The following is a 14,186-nucleotide window of genomic DNA, read 5'->3' as shown; positions in this document are numbered from 1 at the left end:
ACTCGGAGATGGAGGCGACGACGCCGGCGCCGACGGTGCGGCCGCCCTCGCGGATGGCGAAGCGCAGCTTCTCCTCCATCGCCACAGGCACGATCAGCGTCACGTCCATCGTCACGTTGTCGCCCGGCATCACCATCTCGGTGCCCTCGGGAAGCTGGCACACCCCCGTCACGTCCGTCGTCCGGAAGTAGAACTGCGGGCGGTAGTTCGTGAAGAACGGCGTGTGACGCCCGCCCTCCTCCTTCGTCAGGATGTACGCCTCCGCCTTGAACTTCGTGTGCGGCTTCACCGATCCCGGCTTGCACACAACCTGCCCACGCTCAACGTCCTCGCGCTTGGTGCCGCGCAGCAGGACGCCCACGTTGTCCCCCGCCTGGCCCTGGTCCAGAAGCTTGCGGAACATCTCGACGCCCGTCACCGTCGTCTTCGTGGTCGGCCGGATCCCGACGATCTCGACCTCCTCGCCCACCTTGATGATCCCGCGCTCCACGCGCCCCGTCACCACCGTCCCGCGGCCCGAGATCGAGAACACGTCCTCGATCGGCATCAGGAACGGCATGTCGATCGGACGCTCCGGCTGCGGGATGTAGGCGTCCACCGTCTTCATCAGCTCCAGGATCGCGTCGTGACCGATCTTCGGCTCACGGTTCTCCAGAGCGCACAACGCCGAGCCCTTGGTGATCGGGATGTCGTCCCCGGGGAAGTCGTACTTCGACAGAAGCTCGCGAACCTCAAGCTCGACCAGGTCCAGCAGCTCAGGGTCGTCGACCATGTCGACCTTGTTCATGAACACAACCAGCGCCGGAACGCCGACCTGCCGCGCCAGCAGGATGTGCTCGCGCGTCTGCGGCATCGGGCCGTCCGCCGCCGACACCACCAGGATCGCGCCGTCCATCTGCGCCGCGCCCGTGATCATGTTCTTCACGTAGTCCGCGTGGCCGGGGCAGTCCACGTGCGCGTAGTGACGGTTCGGCGTCTCGTACTCCACGTGCGCCGTCGAGATCGTGATCCCCCGCGCCTTCTCCTCCGGCGCCTTGTCGATCTGGTCGTAGGCCGTGAACGTCGCCCCGCCCGCCTCCGCCAGAACCTTCGTGATCGCCGCCGTCAGCGACGTCTTGCCGTGGTCGACGTGACCGATCGTCCCGATGTTGCAGTGCGGCTTCGTCCGCGAAAACTTTTCCTTGGCCATATCCCTCACCTGCGGCAAGCCCGCCCACGACGACACGGGCCGGGCGGAAGGCGCGGCCCGCTTAGAGGGTTAGCGGCGCCGGATCAAGTCCGCCGGGTCCGGTCCAGGCCGCCGGGGGGCGGCACGCCACCTGGGGACCGCAGGCGGGTCCGGGGCTGCCCGTGGTCGCGGCGCCGGCACCGGGACCCGCGCAGCACAGCCGACAGCGGTTCCGGCCGTCGCGCTTGGCATCGTAGAGGGCGGCATCCGCGCAGCCGAGCAGGGCCTGCGGCGAGCAGGCCGTTCCCGCGGGGGCAAGCGCGGCCCCGACGCTGGCGGTCACCACCGCCACGTCGTCGCCGCGCCCCGCATGGGGGATCGCGAGCGCCTGCACGCTGGCGCGCAGGCGATCGGCCCATTCCTGCAGGCGGTCGGTCTCGTCCAGGTCCAGGAGGACGGCGAATTCCTCCCCGCCGTACCGGAACGCCTCGCCCGTCCCGGCCAGTTCCCCGCGCAGGGCCGCCGCCACGGCCCGGAGGCAGGCGTCGCCCGCCGGGTGACCGTAGCGGTCGTTGAAGGCCTTGAAGTGGTCGACATCGATCATGACCGCCGCGAGCGCGCGGCGGCGACCGACCGGCGCCGCCTCCCAGGCCGCCAGCCGACCGTCGAGGCTGCGCCGGTTGAGGAGCCCGGTGAGCGGGTCCTGATGGGACAGGACGGCGAAGCGCCGCCGGTCCTCCTCCAGATCGTCGGAGCGCTGGATCGCTCGCAGGGACGCCAGGAAGGCGAGGCGGCTCAGCCGCTGGACGCGGTAATTGGCGACCAGGACGAACAGGCCCGCCATGACGCTCTGGAACGTGAAGGCGGTGACGAGGTCGCGCGACAGGTTCGGCTTCGTGGCGACGGCCAGGAGCGTCATGGCGGCGGCCCCGGCGACGAAGACCAGCGCCTGCGGGAAGCGGAGCGCCAGCATCATGGCGCCGAAGACCAGGGTGAGGTGCAGTTCGGCATAGGTGAAGGCGCCTTCCGGACGGTCGGTCATCCAGAACAGGAAGACGGGCAGCGCATAGGCGTTCAGCATGCCGCCGGCGGCGAGGGCTTCCCGCACGGACGGGCGGACCCGCCCCGCCAGCCAGGCGCAGGCGAGCGCCATCGCGGTGACGGCGAGCCGCAGGACGAAACCGAGCCCGATGATGTCGGACATCAAAACGCGGTTGGTGAGGTCGTAGGCGTTGTAGAACACGAGGCCGATCACGATGCTCTCGCGAAGGTGCGTGACGCGGTCGGCCCCGGTTTCCGCCTCGAACCGCGCCTCCACCTCGGGCGAGAACCCTAGGACGCAATTCACGAATTTCAGGTCCAAAATCGTGTTCGGCACGGGTCTTTGCTGCCTATTCCGAGCGGGCACGGGCACAAAATGCGCGACGATGCGAGCGGTTCGCCTCTTCCCGCACTAGGTCATGGCAGCGTAATGAAAAGATGAATACGTTATGTCGAATGGTGACAAGGCTGGCTTTCGGTTCGCGATCGCGGGCTTGACGCGTGCTCTAGCCACCCTTCCCTTTCGGCAGGTCGACGCGGCGACCCGGCGCCGGCGCTGTCTTGCCGGAGAGCGGCGTCAGCCGTTCCCAGGCCGGGGCGCGCGTGCTACCCGCCTGCCCGACACGGCGAACCGGGGTTGGATCGTGGCAGCGAAGCAGATCGTCCGGGCAATCGTCCGCGGGCGCGTGCAGGGGGTCGGGTTCCGCGCCTGGACCCGCGAGGCGGCGGCGGCGCGCGATCTGTCCGGCTTCGTGCGCAACCGCGAGGACGGATCCGTGGAGGTCGTCCTGTGCGGCGAGCCCGAGGCCGTGGCCGCCGTCATGGAGGCGCTCCGGCACGGGCCCGCGGGCGCCCGCGTGACCGAACTCGCCGCGGAAGACCTCGCCGAGGTCCCGCCTCCCGGCTTCGCGATCCTGCGCGGGTGAGGCGGCTTTGAGCGATTTCTCGTTCCTCGACCTCGGCGCGGTGGCGACCTTCTTCGTCGCGTGGATCGGCTACGGCATCGCGGTCGAGCGGCTCTCGCGCGGCGGCAAGAGCCTCAACCGGATGATGAACCGCTACCGGCACGCCTGGACCGAGCAGCTCGCCGTGCGGGAGAACCGGGTGGTCGACACGACCATCAACGCCTCGCTGCAGAACGGTACGGCGTTCTTCGCCTCGACCTCGCTGATCGCCTTGGGGAGCGTGCTGACGCTCACCCGCTCGGCCGACGACGTGCTGACGCTCTTTTCCACCCTGCCCTTCGGCATGCTGACCACCCGCGCCACCTGGGAGGTCAAGGTGGCGGGCCTGGCGGTGATCTTCGTCTACGCCTTCTTCAAGTTCGCCTGGGCCTACCGGCTGTTCAACTACGGGGCGATCCTGATCGGCGCGGTGCCCCCGCGCGGGAGCGATCCCGCGGAGATCTCCAGGGCCGCCAAGCGCGCCGCGGCCATTAACGTGGTGGCGGGCGCGCATTTCAACCGCGGCCAGCGGGCGTGGTTCTTCGCGCTGGCCTATCTGGGCTGGTTCGTGAGCCCCTACATCCTGTTCGCCACCACCGCGGCGGTGGTCTACGTGATGTGGCGCCGCCAGTTCGCCTCCGAGGCCTGCCGCGCCCTCCAGGATCCCGATGTCGACGTCTCGCCCGAATGACCCCGCCATCGCCGAGACGCTGCTGCGCCTCGTCGCCGAGCGCGGCCCCGACAAGACCATCTGCCCCTCCGAGGTGGCGCGGGCGCTCGGCGGCCCTCACCCGGACGGCTGGGCACCGCTGATGCAGCCCGTGCGCCGGGAGGCGGTGCGGCTGATGAAGGAGGGCCGGATCGCGATCCTGCGCAAGGGCCGCGTGGTTCCCGATCCGGACGATTTCCGCGGCGTCTACCGCCTGTCGCTGCCGCGCTGACGGGGCTCGCCTCTACTGACCCGGCTTGCCGGTCTCGGCCTCGTAGCGGGCCTTGGTCTCGGCATTCGGCGGGTAGAGGCCCGGCAGGGCCGCGCCCTTCTCGACCTCGCGCATGATCCAGAGTTCGAGCCGCTCCTGCTCCACGGCGGCGAGCGCGACCTCCTGAGCGATCGCGGCCGGAATCACCACGGCGCCGTCGCCGTCCGCCACGATGATGTCGTTAGGGAAGACCGCGACGCCGCCGCAGCCGACCGGCTGATTCCACCCCACGAAGGTCAGCCCCGCCACCGAGGCTGGGGCGGCGACGCCCGCGCACCAGACCGGCAGGCCGGTGCCGGCCACGCCCTCGCCGTCCCGCATCACGCCGTCGGTGACGAGCGCCGCCACGCCCCGCTTCTGCATCCGGGCGGCCAGGATGTCGCCGAAGATGCCCGCGTCGATCACGCCCATGGCGTCCGCGACCGCGATGCAGCCCTCGGGCATCGCCTCGATGGCGCCGCGGGTCGAGGTCGGGCTCGACCAGGATTCGGGGGTGGCGAGGTCCTCGCGGGCCGGCACGAAGCGAAGGGTGAAGGCCGGGCCGACCACCCGGGTGCCGGCCGCGAAGCGCGGCTGCGGCCCGCGCATCCAGCAGCGCCGCAGCCCCTTCTTCAGCATCACCGTGGTGAGGGTGGCGGTGGTGACGGCCTTGAGCGCGTCGATGAGCGTCTGGTCGAGGGGCATGGCGGGATCCCGATGGGAATGAAGACCTGCACCGGCGGCCTTAAAGCATGGCGTTTGCCGGCAGAAGGCCCGTCGGGCGGGCGTCAGGTGATCGGAAGCGGGAGCACCGTCACGGCCGCGGGCCGGGCCGCGATCCTTGCATACCAGGCCTGCAGATGGGGCCGGGGCTCGCGGGGCAGCGGCAGGTTGAGCCAGCGATGCGCCGCGCAGCCGAGCGCGATGTCGGCGAGCGTGAAGCCGTCGCCGACCGCGAAGGCCCGGCCCGCGAGATGCGCGTCGAGGAGGGCGGCGCAGGCCTCGCTGTCCGCGAGAGAGCGGGCGATCACCGCGGGGTCGCGCCTCTCCTCCGGCACGCGCACGCTCTGCCAGAAGGCGTCGCGCATGGCCGGCGTGAAGGTCGTGGCCTGCCAGTCGACCCACTGGTGCACGTGGCCCCGCGCGCGGACGTCCTCCGGCAGGAGCCCGCCCCGCCCGTGCCCCTCGGCGAGGTAGCGCAGGATCGCGTTCGATTCCCACAGGACGTAGCCGTCCTCCTCCAGCACCGGGACGAGGCCGTTGGGGTTGAGGGCGAGGTAGTCGGGATCGCGCACGCGGCCGTGGGCGCCGCCAGCCTCGACCCGTTCGAAGGGCAGGCCGAGTTCCCGCAGGGCCCAGGCCGCCTTCTGCACGTTGACCGAATTCAGGCGTCCCCACAGCCGGCGCATCAGGCGTCTCCCTCGGGCGGATAGGCGTGCGCGCGCCCCTCCGGGTCGGTGACCGAGTGGCCCCCCTCCCGCGGCGCGAGGTAGCCCGGCCCGACCGGCACCTTGCCGTGCCCGCCCGGAATGTCGAGGACGTAGGTCGGCTGGCAGAGGCCGGACAGCCGGCCGCGCAGGGTCCGCATCAGGGCCTGCCCCTCGCTAAGCGTGGTGCGGAAATGGGCGGTGCCCGGGGCGAGGTCGCCGTGGTGGAGGTAGTAGGGCTTCACCCGGTTCTCCACGAAGGCGCGCATGAGCAGGCCGAGCGTCTCCGGGTCGTCGTTCACGCCCCGCAGCAGCACCGATTGCGAGACCATCGGGATCCCCGCATCGACGAGCCGCGCGATCGCCGCGCGGGCGGCGGGGGTGAATTCCCGCGGGTGGTTGGCGTGGAGGGCCACGAAGACGGCGCGGCCGAAGCGCCGCAGGGCCGCCACCAGGGCCGCGTCCACCGTCTCGGGCGCGACCACCGGCACCCGCGTGTGGAGGCGCATCACCCGCACGTGCTCGATGGCGGCGAGCGCCGCGGCGATCCGCTCCAGGCGCCGGGGCGCGAGCAGGAAGGGGTCGCCTCCGGTGACCACCACCTCCCAGATCTCCGGGCGGGCGGCCACGTAGGCCAAGGCCGCGTCGAGCTCGGCCTCGCTGAGCGAGCCCATGCCCTCCGGTCCCACCACCTCGCGCCGGAAGCAGAAGCGGCAATAGACCGGGCAGACGTGGAGGGGCTTGAGCAGCACCCGGTCGGGGTAGCGGTGGACGAGGCCGGGGAGCGGCGCGTGCGCGCCGTCGCCGATCGGATCGGCCCGCTCTCCGGGCGCCGTCTCCAGCTCCTCCGCCCGGGGCAGGAACTGGCGGCCGATGCCGTCCTCCGGCGTCTCGATCAGCTCGGCCATGGCGGGTGTCACCGCCACCGCGTAGCGGGCGGCCACCGCCTCGATCTCGGCAAGCCGCACGGCCGGGACGAGGCCGGCCCGCGCCAGGGCGGCCGGGTCGCGAAGGGTGCGGCCGCTCACCGAGCGTCCTCGGCGACGGGGGTCCAGATCACCTCCTCGATGCGGCGGGCCCCGGTCGCCAGCATCGCCAGCCGGTCGAAGCCGAGCGCGATGCCGCTCGCCTCGGGCATGCGGGCGAGGGCCCGCAGGAAATCCTCGTCGAGCGGGTAGCGCTCGCCGTAGATCCGCTCCTTCTCGTCCATCTCGGCGACGAAGCGGCGGCGCTGCTCGTCCGCGTCGGTGAGTTCGCCGAAGCCGTTGGCGAGTTCGACCCCGCAGGCATAGAGCTCGAACCGCTCCGCCACCCGCGGGTCGTCGGGGCTCGGGCGGGCGAGCGCCGCTTCCGGCACCGGGTACTCGCAGAGGATCGTCGGCCGGCCGCGCCCGAGTTCCGGCTCGACCCGCTCCACCAGCACCCGGCTGAACAGGTCGGCCCAGGTGTCGTCCGGCGCCGTGCGCAGACCGGCCCCGGTCACGGCGGCGTGGAGCGCGCCGCGGTCCGTCGCCCCGCCCGGCGCCACGGTGGCGAGGAGGTCGATGCCCGCGAAGCGGTGGAAGGCCTCCGCCACCGTCACCCGCTCGGGCTCCGCGAAGGGATCGGCCTCGCGGTCGCGGTAGCGGAAGCGATCCGTGCCGGCGGTCTCGGCGGCCCGCGCGAGCAGCGCCGCGCAGTCGCGCATCAGCACCCCGTACGACTCGCCGGCGCGGTACCATTCGAGGAGCGTGAATTCCGGGTGGTGCAGCGGCCCGCGCTCGCGGTTGCGGTAGACGGGCGCGAAGGTGACGAGCCGGCGCTCGCCGGCGGCCAGCAGCTTCTTGCATGCGAATTCCGGCGAGGTGTGGAGGTAGAGAGGCTGCGCGCGCCCGTCGGGCCCGATCGCCCGGGTGGCGAAGGCGGCGAGATGCGCCTCGTTGCCCGGCGAGACCTGAAGGGCGGCGGTGTCGACCTCGACGAAGCCGCGCTCGGCGAACCAGGCGCGCAACGCGGCCTTGATGCGGTTGCGGGCGACGAGGCGCGGCCGGCGGTCGGCGTGGACGTGGGGGGCCCACCAGGGCGAGGCGGAGGTCATGAGGGCGAACCGGTCGCGACTGGCGGTCGCGCGTCAGATGCGATAGGGCGGGCGCTCGGGCACCCGGGGCCGCCAGCGGCTTGCGGGACGCCGACCGATTCTGTCAACGCTCGCTCCTAGGACCCGACCCGTGAAGGTGATCGCCAGCTCGCTTCGCAAAGGCAACGTCGTCGACAAGGACGGCCGCCTCTACGTGATCCTCTCCGCCGAGAACATCCATCCCGGCAAGGGCACCCCCGTGACGCAGCTCGACATGCGCCGCATCACCGACGGGGTGAAGGTGTCCGAGCGCTACCGCACCACCGAGCAGGTGGAGCGCGCCTTCGTGGAGGACCGGGAGCACACCTTCCTGTACTCGGACGGCGAGGGGTTCCACTTCATGAACCCGGAATCCTACGAGCAGGTCGCGGTGCCGCAGGACGTGATCGGCGACCAGGCCGCCTACCTGCAGGAAGGCATGGCGGTGATGCTCTCGCTGCACAACGGCGTGCCGCTCTCCATCGAGCTGCCGCAGCGCGTGACCCTGGAGATCACCGACACCGAGCCGGTGACCAAGGGCCAGACGGCCTCCTCGTCCTACAAGCCCGCCACGCTCTCGAACGGCGTGCGCACCCTGGTGCCCCCCCACATCACCACCGGCACCCGCGTCGTCATCATGACGGCGGACGGCTCCTACGTGGAGCGCGCCAAGGACTGACCGGGACGGCCGCCGGGGTCCTCACGGATCCCGCGGCGCCGGCGGATCCTGCTCGGCGAAGCAGGCCCGCGACAGCATGACGGCGCGGGCGCGCTGCTCCGGCGCGAGCGCGCCGCGTCCGGCCGCCTCCCACAACCCCTCGTCGCGCAGGCGCCCGAGCAGGCAGCGCGCCGCCGCGCGGCACTGGTCCGGCCGCCCGCCCGCCACCGCGCAGTTCTGCTCGTAGTCGCGCCGGAAGCCCGCCTCTCCGGCGCGGGGATGCGGGCCGGTGAGGAGCGCGACGCCGGACAGCACCGCGAGCAGCGCGGGCTGGTGCACGAGGTAGAGGGCGAGGCTGTGCCGGCCGGCCCCGGCGAGCAGGCGTGCGCCCGGCGAGGCGGGGCGCCACGCGCCGAGGCGCGAGGCGGCGAGGCGCGGCCCGAGCCACCGCCCGAGGGCGACGCCGAGCAGCACGCAGCCGAACCAGGGGAAGAGCGGCACGTAGTCGTTCGTGGACGGCACCGCCCGGGCGAGGCCGAGGAAGAGCAGGCCCGGCGCGTCGAGGACGGGGATCTCCGCCCCGCTCCAGCGCAGAGCCGCGGGGGCGGCGATCACCGCGAGCCCCGCCGCGGCGACGAACGGAGGCGGGAGGCGCAGGGCCGGCAGGGCGAGCAGGCTCGACAGCGCGATGCAGTGCAGGACCCCGAAGAAGATCCAGCTGTCGGGGAAGATCAGGAGGGTCGCGAGGGAGATCGCGGCCGCCGCCACCCCGACCCGCGCGAGCCGCCCCAGGAAGGCGCGCGGCCGGAAGGCCCGGCCCTGGGCGAGGACGAGGCTCCAGCCGACGAGCAGGAGGAAGCTCCCGGCGATCCCGTGCGCGGCCGCCCGCCCCAGGGGCGTCAGGGCGGCGTTCTCCGGCGTGAGCCGCAGGAAGCCGAGGTCCCAGGTCGTGTGGTAGAGCGCCATCGCGACGAGGGCCGCCCCGCGCGCCGCGTCGACCACCTCCAGGCGACCGGAGCGCGGGGCGGAAACGAGGCGACGGAATGCCGCGCCAAGGCGGAAGATCGCGCCCGAGCGGGCCGGCCTCCCCGTCGCCCGCCCGTCGATATCTTGAGCCAGATGTGCGTGATCTTTCGACAACAAGCCGCAACCCGACAGAAACCAACCGCCGCGAAAGCGCGCCCGGCATTGATCCGAAGGCTTAGCGGAGACGGCTAAGCCGGTCGATCCCTGCGACACGACAGCACGGAACCCCGGCTCACGCGGCGAAACACGATACCGGACTGATGAGCGGAGCGGCGGCCTGCACGGACCGCGTGCAACCGGGTGCAGGAGCGCGGGCAGTCGGGCGGCAGATCCCGCGCTCCACCCGGGGATTAGGCGATGATTCGGGCTTCCCCGAAGTCATGACTTTGTTAAGCTCCGGGTGAATCGCGGCGCGTGATTCGGTGTGGGTTGCTTACGATGTCGGACGAAGTCGGTTCAGGCCCCCTCGGCCCTCGGCCCGGGAGCGCATTCGAGGCCAGCGTGAAGCGCGCCGCGGATGCCGAGGCTGACGCGCCCCTCGACCTCGTGGAGATCAGCGGCCGCATCAAGTGGTTCGACGTGGCCAAGGGCTTCGGCTTCATCGTGCCGGACAACGGCGCGCCGGACGTGCTGCTGCACGTGACGTGCCTGCGGCGCGACGGGCATCAGAGCGCGAGCGAGGGCGCGCGCATCGTCGTGGAGGCGGTGCAGCGCGCGCGGGGCTGGCAGGCCTTCCGGGTGATCTCCCTCGACCAGTCGACCGCGACGCACCCGGCCGAACTGCCGATGCCGCGCACGCATGTCACGGTGGTGCCGACGAGCGGCCTCGAGACCGCGGTGGTGAAGTGGTTCAACCGCCTGCGCGGCTTCGGCTTCCTGAGCCGCGGCGACGGGACGCCGGACATCTTCGTGCACATGGAGACCCTGCGGCGCTACGGAATCGCCGAACTGAAGCCGGGCGAGACCGTGATGGTGCGCTACGGCGACGGCTCGAAGGGCCTGATGGCCGCCGAGGTCCGCCTCGCCGAGGGCACTCTGCCCGCCTCGCACTGATCACGATCCCGCGGGACGGCCCGCCGATCGCGGGAACCGCCGCAATTTCCGACGAGGCGGGTGTCCCGCCGCCGGTCGAGGCTCTACTTCCCTGCTATGCCGCACATCCTCACGCGTCCCCGCGCCGCTCTCGCCGCGGCGCTCACCGCCCTCGCCGTCCTGCTCGCGCTCGCCGTCGTTCCGGCCCGCGCGGAGGGGCCGACCGAGCCCCTCGCCATCGCGTCCCGCAACGGCCGCCACGCCTTCCAGGTGGAGGTGATGCGCGACGACGCGAGCCGCGCCCAGGGGCTGATGTTCCGCCGCACCATGGCGGCCGACCACGGCATGCTGTTCGACTTCGCGCAGGTGGCGCCCGTCACCATGTGGATGAAGAACACCTACCTGCCCCTCGACATGCTGTTCATCCGCCCGGACGGGACCGTGTCGCACATCGCGGCCAATACCGAGCCGCTCTCGACCCGGACGATCGCCTCCGGCGGCCCGGTGCTCGGCGTGCTGGAGATCAATGCCGGGACGGCCGCCAAGCTCGGGATCCGGGTCGGCGACAAGGTCGAGCACCCGCTGTTCAAGGGCAAGTAGGGCCAAGGACAAGTCAGACCGAGGGCCAGTCGGGCGCGGAGGAGTCGGGCGGCAGGGACCGGTCCTGGCGGTCCCGAGCTCAACCGCCGGCGCGGGACCGCAGCCGCGCGAGGTCGCGCAGGTAGGGCTCCGGCAGCCCCGCCTCCCGGCCCGCCGCGATGACACCCTCCAGGTAGCCGGGGCGCGGCACCCCGCCCTCGCCGCGGCCGAGATAGACGAGCGCCCGGCGGATCCCCTCCCCGGTCGCCACCGGCTGTTGCGCCTTCACGTAGAGGCCGCTCGCGACGCCCTCGTAGCGGTCGAGGGCCGGCACGTCCGAGAGGGCGAGGTCCCAGACCAGTCCCCAGACCGTCGCCCCCGGATCGCGGGTCACGGAGGCGTAGCCCTCCCGCATGATCACGAGGCGGTGGCGCAGGAGCCGCCCGACGCCCCGGACCGTCGAGGCGGGGCAGCGCCGGGCCATGGCGGCCCGGTCCATGTTGGAGCCGTACGCGAAGTAGAGCGGCACGGCCGGCCCGGCCTCAGGCGAATTCCAGGATCACCGCGTCGACCGCGAGGCTGTCGCCCTCCTTGGCCTGGATGGTCTGCACCGTGCCGTCGCGCTCGGCGCGCAGCACGTTCTCCATCTTCATGGCCTCGACGATGGCGAGCGGCTCGCCGGCCTTCACCTCCTGGCCGGGGGTGACCATGATGCTCTTCACGAGGCCCGGCATCGGGCAGAGGAGCTGCTTGCCCGAGCCGCCCACTGCCTTGACCGGCATCAGCGCCGCGAGTTCGGCCTCCCGGCGCGTGTAGACCCGGGCCTCGGCCGCGGCCCCGGCGTGCTGCAGGAAGACGCCGTTGAGGAGCGGGCGCACCTGCACGGCCGCGCGGGCCCCGCCGACAGACCCCGTCCAGACCGGCTCGCCGGGGCGCCAGTCGCTCTCGACCGGCCAGGCGGTGCCGTCCGCGAAGGCGACCGCGACGCCGCTCTCCACGGTCTCGACGGTGAGGTCGAAGCGCTGCTCCCCGAGCACCACCACCCGCTCGTGCTCGAAGCGCAGGTGCCGGGGATCGCGCATCTGGCCCGAGATGCCGCGCTTGCGCTCGTTGAACTGGTGGTCGATCGCCGCCGCCACCGCGGCCATGCGCTTGGCCACCTCGCCCTCGGGCTTGGGCGCCTCGAAGCCGCCCGGGAATTCCTCGGCGATGAAGCCGGTGGAGAGATGGCCCTCCTGCCAGCGCGGATGCTGCATCAGGGCGGCGAGGAACGGGATGTTGTGGCGGATGCCGTCGATCGCGAAGGCGTCGAGGGCCTGCGCCTGCGCGGCGATCGCCTCCCGGCGGGTCGGCGCCCAGGACACCAGCTTGGCGATCATCGGGTCGTAGTGGATCGCGATCTCGCTCCCCTCCTCGACGCCGGTGTCGTTGCGGATCGTCGCGCCGCCCTGCGCCCCCTCGGCCGGCGGGCGGTAGGTGGTGAGCCGGCCGATCGAGGGCAGGAAGTTGCGGGTCGGGTCCTCGGCGTAGACCCGGCTCTCCACCGCCCAGCCGTTGAGCGTCACCGCGTCCTGGCCGATCGGCAGCCTCTCGCCGGCCGCCACCCGGATCATCAGCTCGACGAGGTCGAGGCCGGTGATCATCTCGGTGACCGGGTGCTCGACCTGCAGCCGGGTGTTCATCTCCAGGAAGTAGAAGGACTTGTCCTGGCCGGCGACGAACTCGACGGTGCCGGCGGAATCGTAGTTCACGGCCTTGGCGAGGGCGACGGCCTGCTCGCCCATCCGGCGCCGGGTCGCCTCGTCGAGGAGCGGGGACGGCGCCTCCTCGATGACCTTCTGGTTGCGGCGCTGGATCGAGCACTCGCGCTCGCCCAGGTAGATCACGTTGCCGTGCTTGTCGCCGATCACCTGGATCTCGATGTGGCGCGGGTCGGTGATGAACTTCTCGATGAAGACCCGGTCGTCGCCGAAGGAGGAGGCCGCCTCCGAGCGGGCGCGGGCGAAGCCCTCCGCCACCTCGTCGGCCGAGTGCGCGATGCGCATGCCCTTGCCGCCGCCGCCGGCGGAGGCCTTGATCATGACGGGATAGCCGATCTCGTCGGCGATCCGCACCGCGTGGTCGGGGTCCTCGATCACGCCGAGGAAGCCCGGCACGGTCGAGACTTCGGCGGCGGCGGCCGCCTTCTTCGACTCGATCTTGTCGCCCATCGCCGCGATGGCGCCGGGATTGGGGCCGATGAAGACGATCCCGGCCGCTTCCAGCGCCTTCGGGAAGGCCTCGCGCTCCGACAGGAAGCCGTAGCCCGGATGCACCGCCTGCGCCCCGGTCCGCTTGCAGGCGTCGATGATCTTGTCGATGACGAGGTAGGACTGCGCCGCGGGGGCCGGGCCGATATGGACGGCCTCGTCGGCCAGGGCCACGTGGACCGCGTCCCGGTCGGCGTCGGAATAGACCGCGACCGTCTTGATCCCCATCCGGCGCGCGGTCTTGATGATGCGGCAGGCGATCTCGCCGCGGTTGGCGATCAGGATCTTGTCGAACATCGAAGCGCGCACTCGAGCCGTGGGAGGACGGGGCCTGAGCGGTCAAGCCCAAGCTCAAATCCCGTTAAAGCATCGGCGCGCGGCGCGAAAGCAGCGAAAGGAAGGGGGTGCCTCAGGCGGCGAGCGCGGGCCGGATCGCCGGCTCCTCGGCGGCGCGCAGGCGGTTCACGCTGAGCGCGAAGGCGATGAGCGCCGGGTCCGTCACGTGGGCCTCGCGCACCACCTCGACGGCGATGCGCGCGCCCGTCGCGGTCGGGCCGGTGCCGCAGCACAGGGACGCGGCGAGCCAGCGGGCCGTCTCGGCGTCGATCTGGCCGGTCGGGCGCTCGCCCCAGACCGCGAGGTCGACCACGCTCGCGACGAGGAAATCCGCGAAATCCGCATCCGCCCGCGCCACCGCCCGGTCGAGGCCGATCAGCATGTCGGCCTCCTCCCGGCAGGCGAACCCGTCGGGCAGGATCGTCCGGCTCAGGTCGCGCACGTCCTCTGCCGTGATCGTGGCCTTGGCGACCATACGGTTACAGAAATCTTGCAGCGAGTTCTTGATCATCTGTCGTGCCTCCCCGGCTGTTTTTGGTGCCGGTGCTTGTCCCTGTGTGAGAAGGACTATGCACGACGGTGATCCGCTCACCGGTTAACGCCCGAATCTGAATCCCCGTTCAGGTTAAGCTTGGGCAAGAAGGCAGAGTTGGCGAATGGTTGCCGGCGCGG

The 14,186-nt window shown here is 71.9% G+C and carries 16 protein-coding genes; 6 read left to right on the top strand and 10 right to left on the bottom strand.

Translation table 11 applies throughout. The features are described 5' to 3' along the window. Both tuf and ACW9J6_RS33735 read right to left on the bottom strand, forming a co-directional pair. The coding region (gene tuf, locus ACW9J6_RS33740; RefSeq protein ID WP_457119368.1) for an elongation factor Tu at positions 1 to 1,189 on the bottom strand (1,189 nt) is incomplete at its 3' end. Between the two features lie 61 nt (positions 1,190 to 1,250). Then, the gene (locus ACW9J6_RS33735) at positions 1,251 to 2,546 is read right to left on the bottom strand and encodes a diguanylate cyclase domain-containing protein (RefSeq protein WP_457120699.1); all 1,296 of its coding nucleotides are present in this window, start codon (positions 2,544 to 2,546) and stop codon (positions 1,251 to 1,253) included. A 307-nt stretch (positions 2,547 to 2,853) separates the two neighbouring features. On the opposite strand from ACW9J6_RS33735, the gene ACW9J6_RS33730 reads away from it, so the two are divergent. The 3 genes from ACW9J6_RS33730 to ACW9J6_RS33720 are packed head-to-tail and all read left to right on the top strand — an operon-like array spanning position 2,854 to position 4,094. Continuing rightward, positions 2,854 to 3,135: an acylphosphatase gene (locus ACW9J6_RS33730; protein ID WP_457120698.1), complete on the top strand. Its 282-nt coding sequence runs from the start codon at positions 2,854 to 2,856 to the stop codon at positions 3,133 to 3,135. 7 nt (positions 3,136 to 3,142) lie between these two features. Then, positions 3,143 to 3,844 (top strand): DUF599 domain-containing protein, encoded by a 702-nt coding sequence (locus tag ACW9J6_RS33725; protein ID WP_457120697.1) that lies wholly within the window; start codon positions 3,143 to 3,145, stop codon positions 3,842 to 3,844. Beyond that, complete coding sequence (locus tag ACW9J6_RS33720) at positions 3,822 to 4,094, top strand: DUF3253 domain-containing protein (protein WP_457120696.1); 273 nt, start codon at positions 3,822 to 3,824, stop codon at positions 4,092 to 4,094. Before ACW9J6_RS33725 ends, ACW9J6_RS33720 begins: the two co-directional genes overlap by 23 nt. A 12-nt stretch (positions 4,095 to 4,106) precedes the next feature. Here ACW9J6_RS33720 and ACW9J6_RS33715 read toward each other — a convergent pair whose 3' ends face one another. From ACW9J6_RS33715 to epmA, 4 genes are all read right to left on the bottom strand, one after another. Further along, positions 4,107 to 4,817, bottom strand: coding sequence for a ribonuclease activity regulator RraA (locus ACW9J6_RS33715; RefSeq protein ID WP_457120695.1), 711 nt, complete (start codon positions 4,815 to 4,817; stop codon positions 4,107 to 4,109). An 83-nt stretch (positions 4,818 to 4,900) separates the two neighbouring features. After that, on the bottom strand, positions 4,901 to 5,521 hold the full coding sequence (locus ACW9J6_RS33710; RefSeq protein WP_457120694.1) for a glutathione S-transferase family protein: 621 nt from the start codon (positions 5,519 to 5,521) through the stop codon (positions 4,901 to 4,903). After that, a complete protein-coding gene (locus ACW9J6_RS33705; RefSeq protein ID WP_457120693.1) occupies positions 5,521 to 6,567 on the bottom strand; it encodes a lysine-2,3-aminomutase-like protein in 1,047 nt (348 codons plus the stop codon). Before ACW9J6_RS33705 ends, ACW9J6_RS33710 begins: the two co-directional genes overlap by 1 nt. Next, on the bottom strand, positions 6,564 to 7,616 hold the full coding sequence (gene epmA, locus ACW9J6_RS33700; RefSeq protein WP_457120692.1) for an EF-P lysine aminoacylase EpmA: 1,053 nt from the start codon (positions 7,614 to 7,616) through the stop codon (positions 6,564 to 6,566). The genes ACW9J6_RS33705 and epmA overlap by 4 nt, the downstream gene beginning before the upstream one ends. Positions 7,617 to 7,746: 130 nt before the next feature. Between epmA and efp the strand changes: the two genes are divergently transcribed. Continuing rightward, on the top strand, positions 7,747 to 8,313 hold the full coding sequence (efp, locus tag ACW9J6_RS33695; protein WP_457120691.1) for an elongation factor P: 567 nt from the start codon (positions 7,747 to 7,749) through the stop codon (positions 8,311 to 8,313). 21 nt (positions 8,314 to 8,334) lie between these two features. On the opposite strand, the gene ACW9J6_RS33690 is transcribed toward efp, so the two are convergent. Beyond that, positions 8,335 to 9,294, bottom strand: coding sequence for a heparan-alpha-glucosaminide N-acetyltransferase (locus ACW9J6_RS33690; protein ID WP_457120690.1), 960 nt, complete (start codon positions 9,292 to 9,294; stop codon positions 8,335 to 8,337). Positions 9,295 to 9,756: 462 nt separating this feature from the next. On the opposite strand from ACW9J6_RS33690, the gene ACW9J6_RS33685 reads away from it, so the two are divergent. Further along, positions 9,757 to 10,371, top strand: coding sequence for a cold-shock protein (locus ACW9J6_RS33685; RefSeq protein WP_457120689.1), 615 nt, complete (start codon positions 9,757 to 9,759; stop codon positions 10,369 to 10,371). A 96-nt stretch (positions 10,372 to 10,467) separates the two neighbouring features. Then, positions 10,468 to 10,950 carry a DUF192 domain-containing protein gene (locus ACW9J6_RS33680; RefSeq protein ID WP_457120688.1) on the top strand — a complete coding sequence of 161 codons (483 nt, stop codon included), beginning with the start codon at positions 10,468 to 10,470 and terminating at the stop codon, positions 10,948 to 10,950. Positions 10,951 to 11,029: 79 nt separating this feature from the next. Here the strand turns inward: ACW9J6_RS33680 and ACW9J6_RS33675 are convergent, their stop codons facing one another. From ACW9J6_RS33675 to ACW9J6_RS33665, 3 genes are all read right to left on the bottom strand, one after another. Then, the gene (locus ACW9J6_RS33675) at positions 11,030 to 11,458 is read right to left on the bottom strand and encodes a gamma-glutamylcyclotransferase family protein (RefSeq protein WP_457120687.1); all 429 of its coding nucleotides are present in this window, start codon (positions 11,456 to 11,458) and stop codon (positions 11,030 to 11,032) included. 13 nt (positions 11,459 to 11,471) lie between these two features. After that, the gene (locus tag ACW9J6_RS33670; protein WP_457120686.1) at positions 11,472 to 13,475 is read right to left on the bottom strand and encodes an acetyl-CoA carboxylase biotin carboxylase subunit; all 2,004 of its coding nucleotides are present in this window, start codon (positions 13,473 to 13,475) and stop codon (positions 11,472 to 11,474) included. 112 nt (positions 13,476 to 13,587) lie between these two features. Further along, on the bottom strand, positions 13,588 to 14,025 hold the full coding sequence (locus ACW9J6_RS33665) for a hypothetical protein (RefSeq protein ID WP_457120685.1): 438 nt from the start codon (positions 14,023 to 14,025) through the stop codon (positions 13,588 to 13,590). Positions 14,026 to 14,186: the final 161 nt, after the last annotated feature.

The organism is Methylobacterium sp. JK268 (genome assembly GCF_054052225.1).
This window is presented reverse-complemented; position numbering and strand designations above follow the sequence as displayed.

Bases quoted from the DNA above. Each gene is read 5' to 3' on its own strand.
- ACW9J6_RS33685 (WP_457120689.1), top strand. From the start codon at position 9,757: ATGTCGGACGAAGTCGGTTCAGGCCCCCTCGGCCCTCGGCCCGGGAGC.
- ACW9J6_RS33710 (WP_457120694.1), bottom strand. From the start codon at position 5,521: ATGCGCCGGCTGTGGGGACGCCTGAATTCGGTCAACGTGCAGAAGGCG.
- ACW9J6_RS33715 (WP_457120695.1), bottom strand. From the start codon at position 4,817: ATGCCCCTCGACCAGACGCTCATCGACGCGCTCAAGGCCGTCACCACC.
- ACW9J6_RS33720 (WP_457120696.1), top strand. From the start codon at position 3,822: ATGTCGACGTCTCGCCCGAATGACCCCGCCATCGCCGAGACGCTGCTG.
- epmA (WP_457120692.1), bottom strand. From the start codon at position 7,616: ATGACCTCCGCCTCGCCCTGGTGGGCCCCCCACGTCCACGCCGACCGC.
- ACW9J6_RS33670 (WP_457120686.1), bottom strand. From the start codon at position 13,475: ATGTTCGACAAGATCCTGATCGCCAACCGCGGCGAGATCGCCTGCCGC.
- ACW9J6_RS33665 (WP_457120685.1), bottom strand. From the start codon at position 14,025: ATGATCAAGAACTCGCTGCAAGATTTCTGTAACCGTATGGTCGCCAAG.
- ACW9J6_RS33680 (WP_457120688.1), top strand. From the start codon at position 10,468: ATGCCGCACATCCTCACGCGTCCCCGCGCCGCTCTCGCCGCGGCGCTC.